The sequence below is a fragment of the Chitinophaga fulva genome, from assembly GCF_012927205.1.
Lineage (GTDB): Bacteria > Bacteroidota > Bacteroidia > Chitinophagales > Chitinophagaceae > Chitinophaga > Chitinophaga fulva.
Genome location: NZ_JABBGC010000001.1, coordinates 1 through 21,017, shown reverse-complemented (window position 1 = coordinate 21,017; position 21,017 = coordinate 1). Strand labels below are relative to the sequence as shown.

The 21,017-nt window shown below is 47.8% G+C and carries 15 protein-coding genes and 1 rRNA gene; 10 read left to right on the top strand and 6 right to left on the bottom strand.

Translation table 11 applies throughout. From position 1 onward, the window contains the following. The first annotated feature begins 108 nt into the window (after positions 1-108). A complete protein-coding gene (locus HHL17_RS00080) occupies positions 109-960 on the top strand; it encodes a hypothetical protein (RefSeq protein ID WP_169222798.1) in 852 nt (283 codons plus the stop codon). Further along, positions 957-4,604: a BamA/TamA family outer membrane protein gene (locus HHL17_RS00075; RefSeq protein WP_169222797.1), complete on the top strand. Its 3,648-nt coding sequence runs from the start codon at positions 957-959 to the stop codon at positions 4,602-4,604. The genes HHL17_RS00080 and HHL17_RS00075 overlap by 4 nt, the downstream gene beginning before the upstream one ends. 54 nt (positions 4,605-4,658) lie before the next feature. Here the strand turns inward: HHL17_RS00075 and HHL17_RS00070 are convergent, their stop codons facing one another. From HHL17_RS00070 to HHL17_RS00050, 5 genes are all read right to left on the bottom strand, one after another. Then, a complete protein-coding gene (locus HHL17_RS00070; RefSeq protein ID WP_169222796.1) occupies positions 4,659-7,004 on the bottom strand; it encodes a hypothetical protein in 2,346 nt (781 codons plus the stop codon). Between the two features lie 225 nt (positions 7,005-7,229). Further along, a complete protein-coding gene (gene lysA, locus HHL17_RS00065) occupies positions 7,230-8,453 on the bottom strand; it encodes a diaminopimelate decarboxylase (protein ID WP_169222795.1) in 1,224 nt (407 codons plus the stop codon). 77 nt (positions 8,454-8,530) lie between these two features. Next, positions 8,531-8,932 carry an RNA-binding S4 domain-containing protein gene (locus HHL17_RS00060; protein ID WP_169222794.1) on the bottom strand — a complete coding sequence of 134 codons (402 nt, stop codon included), beginning with the start codon at positions 8,930-8,932 and terminating at the stop codon, positions 8,531-8,533. A 97-nt stretch (positions 8,933-9,029) separates the two neighbouring features. Then, entirely contained in the window at positions 9,030-10,400 is a 1,371-nt protein-coding gene (locus HHL17_RS00055; RefSeq protein ID WP_169222793.1) for a dipeptidase, read from the bottom strand. Positions 10,401-10,530: 130 nt separating this feature from the next. Further along, positions 10,531-10,995 (bottom strand): response regulator, encoded by a 465-nt coding sequence (locus tag HHL17_RS00050; RefSeq protein WP_169222792.1) that lies wholly within the window; start codon positions 10,993-10,995, stop codon positions 10,531-10,533. A 391-nt stretch (positions 10,996-11,386) separates the two neighbouring features. On the opposite strand from HHL17_RS00050, the gene HHL17_RS00045 reads away from it, so the two are divergent. The 4 genes from HHL17_RS00045 (at position 11,387) to HHL17_RS00030 (ending at position 14,269) form a co-directional block, all read left to right on the top strand. Further along, positions 11,387-11,965, top strand: coding sequence for a LemA family protein (locus HHL17_RS00045; protein ID WP_169222791.1), 579 nt, complete (start codon positions 11,387-11,389; stop codon positions 11,963-11,965). A 93-nt stretch (positions 11,966-12,058) separates the two neighbouring features. Beyond that, positions 12,059-12,517 carry a TPM domain-containing protein gene (locus tag HHL17_RS00040; RefSeq protein ID WP_169222790.1) on the top strand — a complete coding sequence of 153 codons (459 nt, stop codon included), beginning with the start codon at positions 12,059-12,061 and terminating at the stop codon, positions 12,515-12,517. 39 nt (positions 12,518-12,556) lie between these two features. After that, positions 12,557-13,327: a TPM domain-containing protein gene (locus HHL17_RS33680; RefSeq protein WP_169222789.1), complete on the top strand. Its 771-nt coding sequence runs from the start codon at positions 12,557-12,559 to the stop codon at positions 13,325-13,327. A 27-nt stretch (positions 13,328-13,354) separates the two neighbouring features. Continuing rightward, positions 13,355-14,269, top strand: coding sequence for a DUF1835 domain-containing protein (locus HHL17_RS00030; protein ID WP_169222788.1), 915 nt, complete (start codon positions 13,355-13,357; stop codon positions 14,267-14,269). Between the two features lie 57 nt (positions 14,270-14,326). On the opposite strand, the gene HHL17_RS00025 is transcribed toward HHL17_RS00030, so the two are convergent. Beyond that, positions 14,327-16,870 (bottom strand): M1 family metallopeptidase, encoded by a 2,544-nt coding sequence (locus tag HHL17_RS00025; protein WP_169222787.1) that lies wholly within the window; start codon positions 16,868-16,870, stop codon positions 14,327-14,329. Between the two features lie 136 nt (positions 16,871-17,006). On the opposite strand from HHL17_RS00025, the gene HHL17_RS00020 reads away from it, so the two are divergent. From HHL17_RS00020 to HHL17_RS00005, 4 genes are all read left to right on the top strand, one after another. Beyond that, complete coding sequence (locus HHL17_RS00020) at positions 17,007-17,504, top strand: biotin/lipoyl-containing protein (protein ID WP_169222786.1); 498 nt, start codon at positions 17,007-17,009, stop codon at positions 17,502-17,504. A 36-nt stretch (positions 17,505-17,540) separates the two neighbouring features. Further along, positions 17,541-19,001 carry a DUF4476 domain-containing protein gene (locus HHL17_RS00015; protein WP_169222785.1) on the top strand — a complete coding sequence of 487 codons (1,461 nt, stop codon included), beginning with the start codon at positions 17,541-17,543 and terminating at the stop codon, positions 18,999-19,001. A gap of 101 nt (positions 19,002-19,102) precedes the next feature. Further along, positions 19,103-19,864, top strand: coding sequence for a tRNA pseudouridine synthase A (locus tag HHL17_RS00010; RefSeq protein WP_169222784.1), 762 nt, complete (start codon positions 19,103-19,105; stop codon positions 19,862-19,864). A gap of 934 nt (positions 19,865-20,798) precedes the next feature. Continuing rightward, a 16S ribosomal RNA gene (locus HHL17_RS00005) occupies positions 20,799-21,017 on the top strand; the annotation flags it as partial.

Below are 21,017 nucleotides of genomic sequence, written 5' to 3'. Positions count from 1 at the left end.
CCGGCAAAGGGAGAAAGCGGTACTTTTGCGTGCATTCCCCCGATTTGCGCCTTTGCATGAGGGAAGTTACTGCATTTTTGAGTTAAATTTATGCTACAAAGCCGATGTATGAACAGAACAACCCTGTTGCTAATCATGTTAATGTTCCTTTCCTGCAATAACATCAGCGACCAGGAACAGAAAGTATTCGCCTCCCCGGCGGGCTATGACCTCAAAGCGCCGGTACGTTACAGGGTCAGGGAATCCATGCAGGAGATCTCCGGTATCGAAGCTTTCCCGGACGAAACCAATATGATCGCGATCAATGACGAAGAAGGCCGGGTGTATCAGATTAATGTCCATACCAACAAAGCGTATCCTTCCTGGAAGTTCGCTAAACACGGAGACTATGAAGATATATGCCGTACAGACAGCGGCTGGTTTGTGCTCAAAAGCAACGGTTCCTTATATGAGGTACACGGCCTTTTCACGGACAGCGCTTCCAGTACACACTATAAATTCCCCAAAGAAGCGAAAAGGGAATTTGAAACCACCTATTTCGATAGCGTCCGCAATGCGATTGTACTAATCACCAAAAACGCACCTGATGATAAAAAAGAAGGCATGACCAGCGCCTACCGGTTCGATCTCGCTACCCGCACATTTGATACGGTACCCATCTACCGGCTCGACAATGCGGAGATAGCCAAACTGGCCGGTACAGACATGCGCTTCTTTAAACCATCTGCCGCTGCTATACATCCGATTGAGAAAAGACTGTATATCGTGGCGTCGGTCAACGGGCTGCTGGTGATCACCGACCTGCAGGGCCACGTTCAGGAAGCCTATAACCTCAAACACCGGCTCTTCCTACAACCGGAAGGCCTTACCTTTGCGGCTAACGGCGATCTGTATATCTCCAATGAAGGCGGTTACGACGGTACAGCCAATATCCTAAAATTCACTTACCAGCGCAAATGATCAACAAAGCCATTATCCTTGTCACACTAGCTTTTCTGACCTGCGGCCGCATGTTTGCGCAATCGCCCGCCGTCGTTAAAAGGATTATTCTCATCGGGGATGCCGGTGAACTGCACGAAAACGGGCGTAATCCTGTGGTAGATGCGGTAAGACAGAAATACGACTTACAGGAAGATATTAACACCGTCCTGTTCCTCGGTGATAACGTATACCCGCGAGGGTTACCTGACCAGTCCCATAAATCCTATCCAATGGCCAAAGAGATACTGGACTATCAGGTAGGACTGGTAAAAGGTACCCGCGCCAAAGGCATTTTTGTTCCCGGTAACCACGACTGGGACAAGAGTAAACCCAATGGATGGCAGGTAATCCGTAACCAGCAACAATATATTGACTCCCTGCATCTGGAGAACGTGGACTTCCAGCCTAAAGATGGTTGCCCCGGCCCCGTGGAGGTGAAGCTGGCTGATAATATCACACTCATTATCATGGACAGCGAATGGTGGGTGTTCCCGTATCAAAAGCCGGGAACAGAATCATCCTGCGACTGTAAAGACAAAGAAGAGGTGGTGGGCCGACTGGCCGACATTGTTGCCAATAACCGCAACAAACTGCTCATTTTTGCTACGCACCACCCATTCCGTAGCTACGGTCCCCATGGAGGTTATTATACCATCAAACAACATATTTTCCCGCTTACTGACCTGAAACCATGGCTGTATGTGCCTATGCCGGTGATAGGTTCTATCTATCCGCTGGCACGCGGCGTGTTCGGTACCCCGGAAGATATCCCCAATCCCAAATATCAGAACATGATCAAAGGAGTGGAGGAAGCGTTTAAACCACATGGCCCGGTAGTCTTTGTCTCCGGTCATGACCATACGTTACAGCTGATCAAAGACACCCCCAACACTTACATTGTGAGTGGCAGCGGCGCCAAAAACAACCGGGTAAAAAAAGGCAGCAAATCATTGTACGCTACATCTGAGAATGGTTTCAGCGCGTTGGAGGTAATGTCCGATGGTACGGTGAGAGCACAGTACTTCCTGGCAAAAGAATTGTCAGCTCCGGCTTTCAGCGATACGGTGATGCGGATTCAGGATATTCGCAGCCAGGGACTGCCATTCCGGGAGCCTTCCAACCTGCCGGCATACGTGAAAGTAGCGGCGGATACGCAATATGCACAGGTCACTAAATTCCATCGTCTCCTGCTCGGCAACAATTACCGGGAGGTATGGAATACGCCGATGAATTTCCCGGTGATAAACCTGCAAAAAGAAGGATATACCATCTTACAACGTGGCGGCGGTAAACAAACCCACTCGCTACGGCTTGCAGACAGCACCGGCACGGAATACGCTATGCGCTCCCTAAAAAAATTCCCGCTGGCCGCCATCCCTGAAATGCTGCGCGAAACTATTGCCCGCGAAGTGGTACAGGACCAGATATCAGCGTCTAACCCATACGCCCCGCTGGCTGTCAGCGTTCTGGCAGAAGCGGCCGGGGTACCGCATACACATCCCTCTTTTGTGTATCTGCCGCTGGACACAACCCTCGGCACTTACGCCAATGTATTCGGTAATGAAGTTTTTCTGTTGGAAGAAAGGGAACCCGTAACCGGCGACAAAGACAAAACCTACAGTACACCCAAAGTGCTGGACAAAGTACTGGGTGATAATGATATTCATATTGACCAGAAAGCCGTACTGCGCGCACGTATCTTAGATACCTACATCATGGACTTTGACCGGCATGATGACCAATGGCGCTGGTACCGTGAAAAACATAAAGGACAGGAATACTACTACCCGGTGCCACGTGACCGTGACCAGGCTTTCTTTGTGAATGAAGGCCTGTTGCCCCGTATGATATGTAAGCCGTGGATTCTTCCTGATGTTCAAGGCTTCCGTGACCGTATCCCTTATGTGAATGGCTTCCAGTTCAGCGCCCGCTACTTTGACCGCTCTTTTATGAATGAACTGGACAAAAAAGACTGGGAAAAACAAACGGACAAATTCCTCCGGAAAATGACAGACAGCGTGATACAAGCAGCTGTCAATGCTTTCCCGGAGACCATCCGCAAGCAGGTGGCGCCCATGATGGTGCACCGCCTTTCCGTTCGCCGGGATATCCTCAAAGACAATATTCTCAAATATTACCGCTTTCTGGCTAAAGGAGTGGATGTACCCGCTACGAAAAAAAATGAACTGATACAGGTGGAAAAGCTGGATGGAGGCGCGGTATCCCTGAATATGTTCAAGATCAGCAAGAAGGGGGAAGTGGAGCAAAACATCTATTCCCGCACATTCAGCCCTAAAGAAACAAAAGAGGTAAACGTATATGGACTGGGCGGTCATGACCGTTTTGAGATCAAAGGAAACCACGGCACTCCCATACGGATACGGCTGATCGGCGGCAAAGACGCAGATACCTATATCGACAGTTCCACTTCCGGTGGTGGCAAACGGATACGGATATACGACCAACGCACCGGCAAGGATACGTTCCAGCTGGACGGCCATACGCAACGCCGCCTGTCCGATAATCCGGAGAATATAAGCTACAACCGCAGCGCATTCAAGTATAACAAAACCTTCCCCATGCTGGCAGCCGGTTACAACCGTGATGACGGCGTTCAGCTGGGCCTGGCCTTACAACTGATCCGTCATTCATTCCGTAAAGAGCCTTATGCTGCCAAACATATCTTTACGGCTACCCATGCGCTGGCCACAAGAGCATGGAACTTCAAATACGACGGGGAGTTCACCGATGTAATCGGTAAGTCAGACCTCCTGCTGGCAGCAAGCGCCAAGGCGCCGAACAATACCATCAACTTCTTCGGCCTCGGTAATGAAACTGTTTTCGATAAAAGTGGTGGTAAGCGCATTACCTATTATCGCGCCCGTTTTAACCTGTATTCGCTGGAAGCCCTGCTCCGTACAAATCTGAGCAATCACATCAGTATATCATACGGACCAACTTTAAACAACTACGCGTTCAACAAAGACGAAAACGATAATCGCTTTATCACCAGTTTTGATAAAAATGGATTGGATTCTGCCAGCGTATACAGCAATAAATCCTACGCAGGTTTAAAGGCGGTTGCTCAGATTGATACCCGCGATAACAAGCTGATTCCAACAAGAGGTATCCTGTGGACCACCTCCCTGACCGGTAACAAAGGACTCAACGGCGATAGCCGCAACTATACCCGACTACAGTCCGATCTGAGCCTGTATATGAGTTTCCGGGTGCCGGCCACTTTTGTGATCGTTAGCCGTTTTGGAGGCAGCAAAATCTGGGGCGACTATGAGTTTTTCCAGGCTGCTACTATTGGTGGCACGCAGAATCTGCGCGGCTTCCGTAACTACCGCTTTGCCGGTGGTGCTTCTGCTTATAACAACACAGAGATCAGGGTGAAACTGTTTGACCTGAAGACTTATGTGTTACCAGCCACGGTAGGGCTGCTGGCCTTTAATGATGTAGGCCGTGTATGGCAAGACAATGAACATTCCCACGTATGGCACGATGGATATGGTGGCGGGGTATACCTGGCGCCGGTGAATGCACTCATCGTTACGGTGGTGGTAGGGCATTCGAGGGAAGAAACGTTACCATATTTAACACTGGGATTTAAATTCTAAAGCATAAAAAAAGACCGGGGCCATCGCTCCGGTCTTTTAGTTATATCAATATTATCAAATGCCTGATTCTGGTAAATCCGGGTCCATATTGACCCTCACACGCAGGGCTTTGAGGCCGCTGACACCTTGCAGCTCTTCAAGGTCCAGCATTTCGATATCAGGCAGTAGGATGTTCTTCGCCTGCAGGAAAGAGATATATTTCCTGAACTCTTCCATTTCCCGCACATAAGAATACACCATGGCGATGGTGCCCGGTTGGGTAAGGCGTTCGCCGGTATCTTTCACATGTACTTTATCGATTCGTTTTTTGATGATCTCATAGCGGATGTTATAGGCACCTTCCACGTCGAAGCGGCGTTCGTCGCTACGGAAACTGATGGTAATGGGCGCACTGTGCATGAGGATCATCTGCGTGGTCTGCAACGGTATTTTCAGTTGTGGCGATATTTTATTGGTCAGCCTGGCAATGCGGGCCATGGATGAAAGTTGCCACAGACGGAGGTTACGCAGGTACAGATGGTCAAATTTCTTTTCCTGCGCAATAGACTGCCCGATGTAGATCGTATATTCGATACCGTCAGTACGGTATTTTTCAAAGTAGCAGGGGAATGACTGTTGAATGTACAGCCTTTCTTTTTCCAGGTACTGGCTGATAGCCCTGTTGATGACAGACAGGCTCTCTTCATATTCGCGCCGGTGGCGGAATACGTGGCCCTGTTCCTTATCGATCTTGTTGAAATAGTTGTTCAGTACCGGCTTCAGGGTTTCGCTGCCCTCGCACAGGTGTTCAAGTATGGGCTGGATTTCCTGTTCCATGAACTCGTTCACCTTCAGGTCTTCGCCGGCAGTCAGGTTATCGCTGAGGCCCTGCATGAGGTCTTCTGTCTTAAACATCAGTTCCTCCAGCAGCGGGAGGTGTACCTCTTGGGCTATTTGTTGCAGGGTAAATTTGATCAGCTCCAGCTGCTCCTGGAGATCTTCCCGCAGGGCATTGCCCTGCTGTACGGAGGAGTTGCGGATATCGATGGCGCCATACAGCGGGTATACTTCTTCAAAAGAAATATTCTCGATGTCTTTGCGCTCTTCCGGTGGTGTAAGCAGGTAGTTCCAGGCAGCTTCAGTGAATTTCCATTCCACGGAAGGTTGCAGGGCGGTGAACTGGTCTTTCAGTACTTCGTTGAGCCGGTTATCGAGGATGCTCATGCTCCGGCTGAGCATCATAACTACCAGCGGGTAGGTGCTTTCCAGCTTCCACAGCGGTTCGGCAGACAGTGCGCCGGGCGTGGAAGATGCCAGTTCCAGTACACCCAGTATTTCTTTTTTGTGGGTGATGGGGAAGAGGATGAAGCTCTGGATATTTTTAATGGGCAGATACTTCAGGAACGGATACTGAGTCAGGCTGGTTTCATTCACCGTTGGCAGTATCAGCGGGGTAGGCTGTTTGGCCGCATGGTCCAATAACAGCTGGAAGAAATGCTGCTGTTGTTTTTTGTTGCCAACACCGAGAATAGGATCGGCATTGGAGAACTGTTCTTCCAGCACGTTTTTGCCGTTTACTTTCGGGAAAGGCACAATATGGGCTGTAATCCCTTTGCCGCCCATGATGGTAGGGATCATTTTCTCCAGCGTACGATAGCTTTCCACTTCGTTGCTGGCTTTCATGTTCATCACCAGTCCTTTGATATTGTTGAGGATTTCCGTCTGGGTCACATCTTCTACGGTCCAAATTACAAACCCTTCAAGGTAGAAATTATCCGGGGGGATAATCTCTTTCAATACATCGGGAGATGTCTGATAGGTGCAGTAGTTGTTGTAATCCAGTGGCGGCGGGGTGTCGCCTTTTACTTTCACATCAACAAAACGCGGGTCTATATTGACTTTCACATATTTTTTAGTGCCATCGGGGAGCTCCATATGATGGATGATCTCATTCTGGTAGTTGACCGGATAATGATATATCCTTTCCAGGATGAGTTTATACAACCAGGTCAGTTTGTCTTTTTTGACCTTGTTGACCGACATGCCCTGTGGTACGGCCACCAGCCCGTTGTCGGTAAACATTTTACGGAACAGGTCGGAATAATAAAAGATGGCGAATTTAAACGGTACGCCGATGCCGTAGATATCGCGGGTGGTATCAGTAGTGACAGGGAATATGGCGGCTGTCAACAGGTCGAGGTATTCTTTATATTCCGCAAGATCGGTTGATGGAGGAATGGGCTGAAGGATTTCAGGGTGGCCTTCAAATTTCCGTATGATCATTCGATAAAACGCGGAGCGTGGATCGTCTTCATTCGCCGCTTTTTCCTTCAGGAAGCGGACGAAGGGGACGAAAGATATATTAGAATCAATTACCTGTTCATCATGTATTACACTGGAATCTGCAGTTAAAATCTTCATATAAACGGTATAAAATTATCACCAAAGGCTGTTCATTTGTGTGCCAGCAAAAAAGTTTCTATTACAAGTAACAGTTAAAACAGTGCAGGAGTAACAAGGGGAGATAGTATGCAGACGTAAAGGTAGGGCCAATATTTTAAATTTGATTATTTTGATATTTGGCTATTTTGTCGCTGTTGATCTACAGCTTTTTATAAATAGCCAAATATCAAAATAATCAAATGACTAAACAAGTTCGATCTGGTTTTTCAGCAGGTCTTCGATGGTATCGCGTTTACGGATCAGGAAGGGCTTGCCGTCTTTCACCAGTACTTCCGCAGGTTTCAGGCGGGAGTTGAAGTTGGAAGACATTTCAAAGCCATAGGCGCCGGCGTTATAGAACACGAGGTAATCGCCTTCCCTCACTTCATTGATTTTGCGGTCCCATCCGAAGGTGTCGGTCTCGCAGATGTTTCCTACCACGGTATAAATACGTTCCGTGCCTTTCGGGTTGGATATATTGCGGATCAGGTGGAATGCATCGTAGAACATAGGCCTGATCAGGTGGTTGAAGCCGGAGTTGACGCCTACGAATACGTTGGCGGTAGTTTGTTTGATCACATTGGCTTTTACCACGAAGTAACCGGACTGGCTTACCAGGTATTTTCCTGGTTCAAACCAGAGCTGGAGAGGTTTCTCGTAGTTTTTAGCGAAGTTATTGAAGGCGTCGCTCAGTTTTTTGCCCAACAGGTCGATGTCTGTTTCAGGATCGCCTTGCTGGTAGGCCACTTTAAACCCGCTGCCCAGGTCTATGGATTCGAGGTCCGGGAAGTGCTGGGTCATTTCAAACATGATTTCCACGCCGCGGAGGAATACGTCCACGTCTTTGATTTCGGAGCCGGTGTGCATATGCAGGCCGGTCACTTTCAGTTTGGTGGATTTCACGATCCTTTCGATATGGCGCATCTGGTGGATGGAAATACCAAATTTGCTGTCGATATGCCCGGTGGAGATTTTAAAGTTGCCACCCGCCATGATATGGGGGTTGAGCCGGATGCTTATAGGATAGCTACCGCCGAATTTGTTGCCAAATTGTTCCAGGATGGAGAGGTTATCGATATTGATAATCACGCCGAGGTCTTTGGCAGCAATAATTTCCTGCAGGTCAACGCAGTTAGGGGTAAAGATGATATTTTTAGGATCAAAGCCGGCTTTGAGGCCCAGCTGTACTTCCTGTATGGATACCGTGTCCAGTCCGCAACCAAGGGAGTTGATGTACTTCAGGATGTTGATATTGGTCAATGCCTTACAGGCGTAGAAAAAGCGGGTGTTGGCCTTATGAAAGGCTTTCTGGAGCTTTTCATACTGGGTTTTGATCTTTTCTGCGTGGTATATGTATACCGGGGTACCAAATTCTTCTGCTATTTTCACCAGAAAGTCGGTAGCAAGAACGTCGCTTTGTTTAGGCATTGATTTACTCCTTGATTTAATAATGAGGAGGCAAAATTACTACGCAAAACTGAGAAATTATATAGGGAGGGATGAAATCAGTCTTCCTCCCCTTCGCCTTCCATAAATCCTTCGATGCTTCTCCGGTCTTTTTTGGTAGGGCGTCCTATTTTGCTTTGTCTTTTGCCGGTTTGGAATACGGCGGCTATGGCTTTGGGAGCGGTTTTATCCTCTTCCGGGGTATTGTCCACATAGTATTTGATGGCTTCACTGTAGGCCACACGGTTGGCCAGGAGGCCTGTTACCTGTATGAGCCATTTGCGGCCTTCTGTCCTGATTTCAAAGTTATCGCCGATAGCCACGGGTTTGGCGGCTTTCACATTATTGCCGTTCAGTTTCACCTTCCCGCCGTCGCAGGCGTCTGCGGCCTGGCTTCGGGTCTTGAACACACGGATGGACCAGAGGTATTTGTCTACCCGTAATTTTTCGGTATTACTCATAGTATAAAAATTCAGGGATTTTCGATTTTTTGATTTAGGGATTTAAAGTGGGGATTAACCACCAAATCCCTAAATCAGGAAATCGAAAATCAAGAAATTATTTACTCATCTCGGCAAAATACTGATGGAAATACGGGATGGTTTCAATGCCTTTATAGTAATTGGCCACACCATATTTCTCGTTGGGGGAGTGGAGGTTGTCGCTATCCAGTCCGAAGCCCATGAGAACAGTTTTGAGTCCGAGGGTTTTTTCAAAGAGGGCTACGATCGGAATACTGCCGCCGCCGCGAACGGGGATGGGTTCTTTGCCGAAGGTAGCTGATATCGCTTTGTGGGCTGCTTTGTAGGCCACAGAGTCTGTCGGTGTTACGTAAGGGCTGCCGCCATGGTGTTTGTTCACTTTTACGGTCACGCTCTTGGGAGCGATGGCTTCAAAGTGTTTGGCAAACAGGTCGGAGATCTCATGCCAGTCCTGATTAGGAACAAGGCGCATAGAGATTTTCGCGAAAGCTTTGGATGGCAGTACGGTTTTGGAGCCTTCACCGGTGTAACCGCCCCAGATGCCATTTACCTCGAGGGTAGGACGGATACCGGTACGTTCGATGGTGCTATAGCCTTTTTCACCCCATACATCGTTGATTCCCAGGTCTTTTTTGTACTCCTCCTCGTCAAAGGGAGCGGAGTTGAGGGCTGCTCTTTCTTCAGCGGTCAGTTCCTGTACTTTGTCGTAGAAGCCGGGGATGGTAATGTGGTTGTTTTCGTCGTGCAGGGAAGCGATCATTTTGGCGAGGATGGTAGCCGGGTTGGCTACGGCGCCGCCATAAACGCCACTGTGCAGGTCGCGGTTAGGACCTGTCACTTCTACTTCCATGTAGGAGAGGCCACGGAGACCGGTGTCGATAGACGGTGTTTCGAGGCTGATCATAGAGGTATCAGAGATCAGCACCACGTCAGCCTTCAGTTTTTCCTTGTTTTGCTCCAGGAAGATGCCCAGGTTGGCAGAACCAACTTCTTCTTCCCCTTCGATCATAAATTTGATATTGCAGGGGATCGTGTTGGTTTTGTGCATAGTTTCAAAGGCTTTTACGTGCATGTAAAACTGTCCTTTGTCGTCTGCACTGCCGCGGGCATATATGTTACCGTCTTTGATAACAGGTTCAAACGGGCCGCTGTGCCACAGTTCCAGTGGATCTGCGGGTTGTACGTCGTAGTGGCCATAAACCAGTACGGTAGGCAAAGAAGGATCTATGATCTTTTCTCCGTAAACGATGGGATGTCCTGCGGTGGGGCACACTTCTACGTTATCCGCGCCAGCTTCCTGCAGGCGTTGCTTTACAGCTTCGGCACATTTTTGTACGTCGCCGTTAAAGCGGGAGTCAGCACTCACAGAGGGAATGCGCAGCAATTCCAGCAATTCTTCCAGGAAACGATCCTGGTGTTGGGCCTGGTAATCTTTCCAAACTTGCATGATTCAGAAAATTAAGTTCACAATGGGGTGCAAGTTAACGGAAAAACAACATTCGGGAATTTGGGATTTGCAGATTCGTTCGGGAGCCGGGGGAAATATTTAAATAGTAAAATATTTAAATGTCTAAATGCTAAGAGATCAGTTTCTGCCGTACAAGGAACTCCAGTTTTTCATTGACATCCAGCAGTTTGGCGGTCAATTCCTTATTCTCCTTGCGCAGGGAATAAACTTCAAAAGCCTTTTCAATGTTATGCTTCAGTTCTTCTTCATTCCAGGGTTTGGAGAAGTATTTATAAACCTGGCCTTTGTTAATGGCATCTACTACAGCATTAATATCGGCATAGCCGGTAAGCAGCATCCGGATTGGTTCGGGGTATTTTTCCAGTATAGACTCAAAAAATTCGATTCCGGTCGTTTTCGGCATGCGCTGATCGGAAATGATGATATGAAATTCCCGTTCTTCCAGCACTTTCACCGCTTCTTCCGCAGAGGTGGCGGTAGAAACGTTGTAAAGCCTCCTGAATGAAGCTTTAAAGGCATTCAGGTTGTGTATTTCATCATCAATATAGAGTATATGGATGTGTTGTGCACTCATTTAAGCAGACTTAGTTCCAAGTTAGTAATAATAAATGAGTTAGAAACAATGAAACCAGTTATATCGATTTAGTATTTATCCTGCCCCATTCACTTTTTGGCATTTATCGGCAAAAGGCTAACGATAAACGTTACTATAAAGGTACATATAAACATACTGTATTAGTGTGAATTTTTCAAGTATGGATGAACTTTTTTTTAAATTCATCGTTTCCCTAAGCAATAGCGATTTAGTGCTTTAGTTTCCATATTTTCGTGTAGGGATGAAAAACACGCGTTTACCGTGTTTTTTATAGCATTCACCGTGAAAACAACTACTTACACCGGCAGGCCCGGAAACAGGAACAGCTTTTGCTTTCCAGGCAGGCACAAAAACTTAAATTCTTATTCAGATGAAAAAAGGCATCATTGTAATCATTGTTATCGCATTACTGGGTTTGTTGGGTTGCAACAAGTACAATGGATTAGTTAAACAGGACGAAGATGTGAAGAATAAATGGGGTGTAGTACAGAGTAGCTATCAACGCAGGGCAGACCTTATCCCCAACCTGGTAAGTACGGTGAAAGGCGCCGCCAACTTTGAAACTACAACGCTCACGCAGGTAATACAAGCCCGCGCCAGCGCTACACAGATCAAAGTGGACGTAAACGACCTTAGCCCCGAAAAAATTCAGCAATATCAGGCTGCACAGGGCCAGTTAAGCCAGGCGCTCGGCCGTCTGCTGGCTGTTTCCGAAAGCTATCCTGAACTGAAAGCCAACCAGAACTTCCTGAACCTGCAGGCTCAACTGGAAGGCACCGAAAACAGGATCAACGTAGCCCGTAATGATTTCAACGATGCTGTAAAAGGATTCAATAGCAGTGTACGTTCCTTCCCCGGCAATATCGTCGCTGGTCTCGGTGGTTTCAAACAGAAAGGTTATTTTGAAGCTGCTGCCGGCTCCGACAAAGCCCCTGAAGTGAAATTCTAATATTTAGAAATTTTATCATTTAGTTGTTTGGTTATTGCCCTAAGCGCAATAACCAAATAACTAAATAACCAAATAACCCAATAACGAAATAGCATGCGTCTGTTCCCTTTCAGCAAAAAGAGAGAGATTTTTTCCGAAGCGGATAAAAACAAATTGGTGCAGGCTATCCGGGTAGCCGAACGGCTCACGTCCGGTGAGATCCGGTTATTTGTAGAAAACCATTGCAGTTATGTAGATCCCATGGACCGTGCCCGCCAGGCATTCGTGTCACTCGGTATGGAAAAAACAAAACAACGCAATGGCGTATTGGTATATGTGGCCCTGAAAGATCACCAGTTCGCCATCCTCGGCGATCAGGGAATCCATGATAAAGTAGGTAACGACTTCTGGCAAAAAGAGGCCACGCTCCTGAAAACACATTTTCAGGGCAATCAAATTATTGAGGGGATTGAAGAATGTATCCGTGAAATCGGTGAATCCCTCCGTACACATTTCCCGCATGAGGCCGGCGATGCCAACGAGTTACCGGATGATATTGTTTTCAGTATCTAACGGCCACACTATTTTAAACGATTTTTAGCATAGAAGAACATGAGGATATTACGCTGGTTTTTACCTGTATTATTTTTGTTGACGGGATTGCTGGCTAAAGCACAGAACATTCCGGCAAGGCCCGATCCTCCCACTTTAGTAAATGACTTTGCCGGCATCCTCCTGAAAGATGAAGATGAAAGGCTGGAACAAAAGCTGGTAGCCTACGACGACAGTACCTCCACCCAAATAGCGATCGTTACCCTTAAATCTGTTGGCGACTATGACATCAGTCAGGTATCGCTGAAAATTTTAAGAGACTGGGGTATTGGTAGAAAAGGCAAGAACAATGGTATCCTTATTCTTGTTTCCATGGAAGACAGGAAGATAAGGATCGAAACAGGTTACGGCATGGAAGGTGCTGTACCTGATGCGATAGCCAATGAGATTATAGCACAGATCATTAAGCCCGCTTTCCGGGAAGGACAATACTATCAAGGCCTTGACAAAGCGGTTGATGCCATCATCAAGGCAGCAGCCGGTGAATACAAAGGAGATCCACGACAAAGTAAACCGGGTATCAGCCCGGGCGCCATTTTCCTCCTCATCCTGGTGATTGTTATCATCATATCCATCATCAGCCGCGGCGGTGGTGGCGGTGGTGGCACCACTTACAACAGGCGCGGAGGCTGGATATGGCCGGTTATCGGCAGCATGGGCGGCTTCGGACGCGGTGGCGGAGGAGGCTGGTCCGGCGGCGGCGGTGGCGGCGGATTCGGAGGCTTTGGTGGCGGTTCCGGCGGCGGAGGAGGCGCCAGCGGCAGCTGGTAATACTGAAAACCTTTGAAAAACTGAGATATGTCATTCATGTATGTGTTAAACGGAGATGCTACACTGTCCCTGCTACGGCAAAGCAAACTGAGAGGAGGTGTGGTGGTGTGCAGGGAAATGATGAGCGAAGGCAAAGTGAAAGCCACTAAAAACGCTGATACGTTTTTTGAAAGCCGCGCTAAACATCTCGAATTTCATTACGGAATCGATAAACAAACTTATTTTACCAACGTAGTACATGAGCTGGAGAAATTAAAAAACTCCGGCTCATTTGATGAAATCGTACTCTGGTTTGAGGCAGACCTCTTCTGCCAAATCAATCTCCTCTTCATTATCCATTACCTTAAAACCAATCTCGATACTTTACCGCCCGTCAGCCTGGTAGACCTGCCCCATCACCGCGAAGCGACAGACTTCCCCAAATTACTGGAAGAACGGGTGCTGCTTCAGCCGGCAGACATTCAACATGCGCTCGATGCCTGGGACGCCTACTGCGCGGATACTCCGCTGGAACTGGAAACAATCTCCCACATGCCGGCGGGAAACCTCAAATACCTGCCCGCCGCTATCAACGCGCATCTGCAACGTTTCCCCAATTTGGAAAACGGGCTCAGTGCCATCGAAAAATTTTTCCTGCAAAAACTCTCCATGGGCCGGTACAGGAGTTATGACCTTTACATCGCTTTCTGGGATGAACTGTGGATATATGGCTTCGGTGATTTTCAGCTGGACCTGCTCGTGCAACGGATGCAACGCGCCGGCGTGATAGAAGAAGATGCCCAAATGATCGGCATCACCAGCCTGGGGAGCGAAGTACTGAACAATGAAGAGCATTATCTCGACTACGTTTCGCTGGAACATCGCTGGCTGGGCGGTGTCAGGATGGCTAAATCATCCTGGTGGTGGGATCCGGTTAAACAAAGGATCGAAAAGAAAGAATAAAAGCAAAGAGCGAAGACCAAACGGCCTTCGCTCTTTGCTTTTATCGTGTCTGAAATACTATTCTTTGATGGCTGTCCGGATAGTATCAGATGCTTTACGCATATAGGTGGCCTGCTGTTGCAGCCCATCGCGGTCTGCGCCGCTAACGGCGGTGGCATCGCTGTCTTTCTTCCGGGCTATCTCCTGCAACCAGTTGCTGATGTACGTATTCACCTGGCTATTGTTGAACTGTACGGTCATTGCCTTTACCTGGTCTACGCCACGCTGTACGGCAGTGGTGTTGTTGATTTTGGAAAGGAAGCCGAGATAGTCGAATGCGGCATTCAGCTTGTCCTGACCAGAAGTTTCGTCAAATTTGGTGGCCACGAAATTGATATCGTCCGGGTTGCCCTGACGGGCATATACGCCGGCGATGGCACTCACCAGTTTACCTTTGGTATCTTTTTCCAGTTGTTTGGCGATGCCATAGGCTTTGTTAAGGTCCAGTTCTGACAACGCTTCCAGCGCAGCAGCTTCCACACCGTAAGACTTGTCTTTGGTGGCAGCTTCAAACAGCGCAACATATTGTACATCTTTCAGGTCGCCCAGTTGTTTGATGGCAGCGGCTTTGGTGAGCGAGCTGGGGTCTTGTTTGGCTATCTCCAACAAGGCTGGCACTGCAACAGCTTTTACGGACGGCAGTTTCAGGTTGAGAGAGGAAACTGCCAATGTACGCAGCCCATGATATTTATCTTTTAACGCCTGTACCAGCAGTTTCACGGCTTCCGGATTACGGCCCTGTTCTTCTGTGGCTGCCTCTATAGCAACGCGGCGGTCCATGTACTGTGGCGCCTGGGCATACTGATAAACATAAGTGGAGAAATCGCGGTGGTCATCTTTTTTGGAGAGAATCACCTTATCAGCATCTACGTTCACTAGGTCTGGTTTGGTGGTATAGGCAAAAGTGAAAGAATCCACCCGGTTGGCCACCGTTACATTGTAACGTTCTTTCTTACCGCCGGCATAGATATCAATAGCCATCGGCAGTTGCCATACTTTGGCCTCTTTCTGGAGCTGCTGGACAATAACAGTGACTTTATTATTGTTGTATTTGTAGCTGATATCCAGTTCGGGGAAGCCCTGACCGAAATACCATTGGTTGAAGAACCAGTTCATATCACGACCGGTAACTTCCTCAAAGGCGAGGCGCAGCTGATGGGCTTCTGTAGCTTTGAAGGCGTTGGTCTTCAGGTACAGGTTCAGTGATTTAAAGAAAGCAGAATCGCCGACAGCGTTGCGCAGCATATGAAGGATACGGCCACCTTTCTGATAAGTGATCTGGTCGAACATGTCTTCCCTGTCGTGGTAGTGGAAACGTACCAGGTCCTTGTCTCCGGAGTACTGTACCATGGAGAGGTAAGACATGGCAGCATCGTAGCTGTGCTCATCGGCGGCATCTTTCCCGTATTTGTGTTCAAGCCAGAGGTATTCGCTGTAGTCAGCGAAAGACTCGTTGACGGTCAGATTGCTCCATGATTCAGCTGTAGCCAGGTCACCAAACCAGTGGTGGAACAGTTCATGCGCGATCACGCATTCGTTATAATTGTTATTGTCGAGCAGTTCGCGGTCTGTTTTCTGGAGAAATTCACCATGCAGGGTGGCGGTGGTGTTTTCCATCGCACCGGACACGTAGTCACGGCCGGTGATCTGGGAGTATTTCACCCAGGGGTATTCATATCCCAGGATATTGGAATAAAAGGAGAGCATTTCCGGTGTGTTGCCAAAGATGTTTCTCGCATATTTTTCAAATGGTTTTTCCAGGTAATAGTTGACTTCCTTGCCTTTCCATTTGTCTTTTACGATGGCGTAGTCACCTACTGCCATCATAAACAGGTATGGAGAGTGGGGAAGGTCCATCTTCCAGGTATCCGTACGGGTACCGTCGGTGTTGGCTTTCTGGCTAACCAGTTTACCGTTGGAGAGGGTCACATATTTCTGCGGAACAGTCATACTGAGTTCCTGCGTGCATTTCTGATTGGTTTTATCGATAGTAGGGAACCATACAGAAGAGCTCTCCGTTTCGCCCTGTGTCCATATCTGGGTGGGTTTGTTGGGCTCAGTACCGTCCGGGTTAATGAAATACAGGCCTTTGGCATCCGTGATGGCGGCGCTGCCTTTCACTTTTAGCTCATTGGGCTTGCTGGTATAATTGATATATACCACATATGATTCAGTCGCAGCATATTTTTTATCCAGTTTGATATGCAGCTGCATGGTATCGTAGCTATAGTGCAGTAGCGTGTTTTTGCCGCCTTTTACGACTGCTACTTCATGGATGTCCATGCCTTTGGCATCGAGGGTGAGGGAGTCTGTAGCGTAGAAATGGGGTTTCAGGGTAATCCAGGCCTTACCATAGAGGTACCTTTTGGGGTAATCAAACCGCACGTCCAGTTTGGTATGTACCAGGTCATTGACCTTGGTGGCTGCCGCTCTGTATATCTTCAGGGCCGGATCATCGGTGGCCGCTTTCCCGGATTGTGCCATCAGGGAAGTAGTAGCACCAAGGCCGGCCATCCCACCGATCAGCACACCCAGCAGGGACCGCTTCAAGTATTGATTCATGTAAAAAACTGTTTTGATTAAATATATCAGCTTCTGATTATATAAAGCGTCAAATTTAAACAAATGGCCTTATAATGAGCCAAGTGGTTAAAAATGCTATTTTTGTTAGACCAAGAGGCTAATAAATACAGCAATTATGATCAAAGCAACAGTTAACGGCAAGTCTGCGTTCAGCATCAATCAGGATTCTACCATTACCTGCAATGGAGAGGCGGTGGACTGGTCAGCAGTACAGGTGCCTTCAGGTGATTACAGTATCATTATGGACGGTAACAGCTACCAGGCCCAGGTGCTGAAAGTGGACAGAGAGAGCAAAACCGTGACCTTGCAGATCAATCAGCAGCAGTATGAGGTAGCGATTGAAGAACCGATAGACCAGCTGTTGGCGTCAATGGGTATTAAAGACGCCCTGGCCAAAAAAGTGAATGATATCAAAGCACCGATGCCGGGACTGGTACTGAAGGTGCTGGTTACTCCCGGACAGGTTATCCACAAAGGGGACCCGGTGCTGATCCTGGAAGCCATGAAAATGGAGAATGTATTCAAGGCCGCCTCAGATGCCGTAGTCAAAGAAATTAAAGTCGCAGAGCGCACCGCCGTAGAAAAAGGGGAGGTGCTGATCGTGCTGGAATAATATTTGCATAAGGACAGTTTTATACCAATTTTTAGTATGCTTCTTAAATACAGGACAGTATTATACTTACTGGCGTGCTTGTTTTATTGTGGCCAGGCATGGGCACAGAATCAGCAGCATTACGTATATATACAGAGTGAAAAAGGCCAGCCTTTCTATGTAAAGGTCAATGGTCAGGTACTGAGCTCTACAGAAAGAGGATATATTATCCTTCCAAAACTGGAAAGCGGCACGGTACCGATGTCTATTGGATATGCCCAGAGCGAAGGCCCTGCACAGGAACAGAAGTTCTATGTACGGATCGCCAAAAATGACCAGGGCTTCCTGCTGAAGAAAGGCGCCTTATACAACCTCCAGACATTCCGGGAAATCAAGTCCGACAACGGCGACGGTAGCGCTGCTACAGCCGCGGCACAGGAACCGGCTCCGGAAGCGGTGGCCGCCAGCAACCCGGAAGATACCACCCGTAAAGAGATGATGGGTAATCTTCAGAAAGAGCTGGAAGATACTTTCTCCCAGAAAGCGACCGTAACAGGTCCGGGTAAGCCATCTGCCCCAAAATCCGGCAATGCCTTTTCTTCCGCCCTCGATAAAGTAGTAGTGTCTGGTGATGACCGGGAAGAACCGGTTGCGGAAGTAGCGCCTGCCAAACCAGCTAAGGGCACTGAAGTGCCGGTAGAAGAAACCGCCGTGAAGAAGCCCCGGGGCAAGAAACATAAAGCAGAACGCGAACCGCTTTCCGAAGAAGAGCAGGACATACTGAAGTCTGTTATGGCAGAAGAAAGCAAGACAGCAGCCAGTGAAGCTGCTACTGCAGATCAGCCGAAACAGGAAGCAGAAGAGCAACCTGCTCCTAAAAAACAGAAAAAACATAAGAAAAGGGAAGGAGATCCTGATTTCATCGAATTCCAGGAAGAGGGTAAGGCCAGTGTGCCCGCACCGGCTGCGGCAGTTGTCGCTGTTCCGGCAGAAACCACCGCTCCGGCTGTAGATCTGCCAGCCACTGAAGAGGCGCCGGTAAGGAAGAAGAAAAAACGGAAGCTGTTTGATGACACGGAGCACCCTAACAATATTATCACCGATTCCAGTGGTTATGGTGTGGCTGTGAGCGGGGAAACTCCTTCCAGGAAGAAGAAAAAGAATGACGAGGCAGTAGCCGAAGCATCTGAGAAGAAAGATGCTGGCACTCGCCTGATTAATACAGACTGTGGTAATGTGATGGACGAAGCCACCTTCCGTAAGGTATTGCGGAAGTTTGTGAGCGCTAAGTCCGATGAGAGCATGATTGACATGTTCCGCAAGTCTACCCGCAATTACTGTCTTGAAACCGAGCAGATTAAGTCGCTGGCGTTGTTGGTGAGTTCCGATGAAGCCCGTTATCGCCTGCTGGACATGGCTTACGCCAAAACCTATGATACCGAGAAATATGGTTCTCTGGAGTCACTGCTGACGGAAAGTTATTATAAAGGCCGTTTTAGAGCGATGTTACATAAATAGATAAATAAACAAATAGATAAATGTATTGGCCTTCGGCCGATGAATGAGCGAAGATTGACCATCTTCGCTCATTTTTTTTAATTGTATTATTTTCGCCCCCGATGAACAGATATTTTATAGAAGTGGCCTATAAAGGTGCGCAGTACAGTGGTTTTCAGGTACAGGAGAATGCACACACCGTGCAGGCAGAAGTGGACAGGGCCCTGAGCCTGTTGCTCCGCGAGAAGATTGAAAGTACTGGTTCCAGCAGGACTGATGCGGGTGTGAATGCCCGGCAGAACTTCCTGCATTTTGATACGGATGCGCCTTTGCATCCGCAGTTCCTGTATAAGATCAACGCTATTTTGCCGGCAGACGTAGTGCTGAAAGGCGTGTACCGGGTCCCGGAGGATACCAACAGCCGTTTTGCCGCATTGGGCCGTTCCTATGAATATACGTTGTATACCCGCAAGGACCCGTTTATGCAGGACCGTGGGTATTTCTTTCCCTATAAGCTGGATGTGGACGCATTGCAGGAAGCAGCCGGTATTATCCGTGAATACAGTGATTTCACTACTTTCTCCAAGCGGAATACGCAGGTGAAGACATTTATCTGTGCGATAGAAGAGTCTTTCTGGACGGTAGAGGGGGAGCGTATAGTCTATAACGTTACCGCCAACCGTTTTTTGCGGGGGATGGTGCGGGGGCTGGTAGGTACCATGCTGCGGGTGGGGCGCGGTAAGCTGACGATACCAGCGTTCCGTGCAGCGATTGAAAGCCGGGATTGTACCCGTGCGGATTTTGCCGTACCGCCGCAGGGATTGTTCCTGATGACTGTTCGTTATCCCGAAGGATTACTGGAGCCGCTTTCCTTTGTCAGGTAAGGTCTTATGCTATTTAAAGTCTCATGATATTAAACAAGGGACTGACCTTTTGGGTCAGTCCCTTGTTCTTTGTATTAATTGGGTTATTGCTTTTCTTGTCTCTTGGGCTTTAGCGCGGTGGTACAATATGGTACTACATAAATGACCGCACACTGCCATCTTAACCAGTGGCTTCGGTCTGGTGCTTCAATGAGTGCCGCATAAATAATAGCACGTTTCATGTGAAAGGAATTGAATAACATCATAGCCCAGGGCTGAAGCCCTGGGAACAAATAATGAGGGTTTTCCGGTGAATAACGTAATCCATCATCTGGTTTCCTGATTTTTTATTAAAAAAAATTCAACCTGAAATCCTTTGTGGTAAAGGATTTAGTCATTTCTTGAAAAAATAGTTCAGTAAAAAAGTTGGAAGTGTTAAAAATCCGCCTACCTTTGCGCTCCGCTTTGATAGAAAGCACGCATACAAAAGCTCTTCACATACTTCATTTTTACGTTTTTCGAATTAGTAGCGTATCGCTGCAAATAACGAATAGCAGCGTGTTTGCGCTAACTGCTCTTCGAAAAGAAAAAATAAAAAAATCTTAAAAAAGATTTGGTGGAAATGAAAAGTTGCTTACCTTTGCAACCCCAACGATAACGGGGCAACGAACGGAAAGCGAAGTTGCGAAATTGACACGATAAGATGTACGGCCAAACGGGCCACAGAGATCGGATCTCGAACATCAACAACAACTGTAGCCGGTCAGTTCAAAATCATGTTATCATGGTTTTAATCATGACCATCACAGTTAAAGTTCTTTGAAAGAATGGAAACAACAGCACGAATCAAATTAGTGATAGTTTGATTCAACAAACACAGGTAATGTTATAGCTAACATAATTTTAAATATCCGATTAATTTTCTGAAGAGAATTAGTCAGGTATCAACTTCTTTACAATGGAGAGTTTGATCCTGGCTCAGGATGAACGCTAGCGGCAGGCCTAATACATGCAAGTCGAGGGGCAGCACAGGTAGCAATACTGGGTGGCGACCGGCAAACGGGTGCGGAACACGTACGCAACCTTCCTTCAAGCGAGGGATAGCCCAGAGAAATTTGGATTAATACCTCATAGGAATGTAGTCTCGCATGAGACAGCATTTAAAGATTTATCA

What these genes read in the sequence shown, in the direction of transcription:
- HHL17_RS00080 (WP_169222798.1), top strand. Translation starts at nt 109, where the DNA reads ATGAACAGAACAACCCTGTTGCTAATCATGTTAATGTTCCTTTCCTGC.
- HHL17_RS00055 (WP_169222793.1), bottom strand. Translation starts at nt 10,400, where the DNA reads ATGCAAGTTTGGAAAGATTACCAGGCCCAACACCAGGATCGTTTCCTG.
- HHL17_RS00050 (WP_169222792.1), bottom strand. Translation starts at nt 10,995, where the DNA reads ATGAGTGCACAACACATCCATATACTCTATATTGATGATGAAATACAC.
- HHL17_RS00015 (WP_169222785.1), top strand. Translation starts at nt 17,541, where the DNA reads ATGCTTCTTAAATACAGGACAGTATTATACTTACTGGCGTGCTTGTTT.
- HHL17_RS00020 (WP_169222786.1), top strand. Translation starts at nt 17,007, where the DNA reads ATGATCAAAGCAACAGTTAACGGCAAGTCTGCGTTCAGCATCAATCAG.
- lysA (WP_169222795.1), bottom strand. Translation starts at nt 8,453, where the DNA reads ATGCCTAAACAAAGCGACGTTCTTGCTACCGACTTTCTGGTGAAAATA.
- HHL17_RS00010 (WP_169222784.1), top strand. Translation starts at nt 19,103, where the DNA reads ATGAACAGATATTTTATAGAAGTGGCCTATAAAGGTGCGCAGTACAGT.
- HHL17_RS00070 (WP_169222796.1), bottom strand. Translation starts at nt 7,004, where the DNA reads ATGAAGATTTTAACTGCAGATTCCAGTGTAATACATGATGAACAGGTA.
- HHL17_RS00060 (WP_169222794.1), bottom strand. Translation starts at nt 8,932, where the DNA reads ATGAGTAATACCGAAAAATTACGGGTAGACAAATACCTCTGGTCCATC.
- HHL17_RS00040 (WP_169222790.1), top strand. Translation starts at nt 12,059, where the DNA reads ATGCGTCTGTTCCCTTTCAGCAAAAAGAGAGAGATTTTTTCCGAAGCG.
- HHL17_RS00045 (WP_169222791.1), top strand. Translation starts at nt 11,387, where the DNA reads ATGAAAAAAGGCATCATTGTAATCATTGTTATCGCATTACTGGGTTTG.
- HHL17_RS00025 (WP_169222787.1), bottom strand. Translation starts at nt 16,870, where the DNA reads ATGAATCAATACTTGAAGCGGTCCCTGCTGGGTGTGCTGATCGGTGGG.
- HHL17_RS00030 (WP_169222788.1), top strand. Translation starts at nt 13,355, where the DNA reads ATGTCATTCATGTATGTGTTAAACGGAGATGCTACACTGTCCCTGCTA.
- HHL17_RS00075 (WP_169222797.1), top strand. Translation starts at nt 957, where the DNA reads ATGATCAACAAAGCCATTATCCTTGTCACACTAGCTTTTCTGACCTGC.
- HHL17_RS33680 (WP_169222789.1), top strand. Translation starts at nt 12,557, where the DNA reads ATGAGGATATTACGCTGGTTTTTACCTGTATTATTTTTGTTGACGGGA.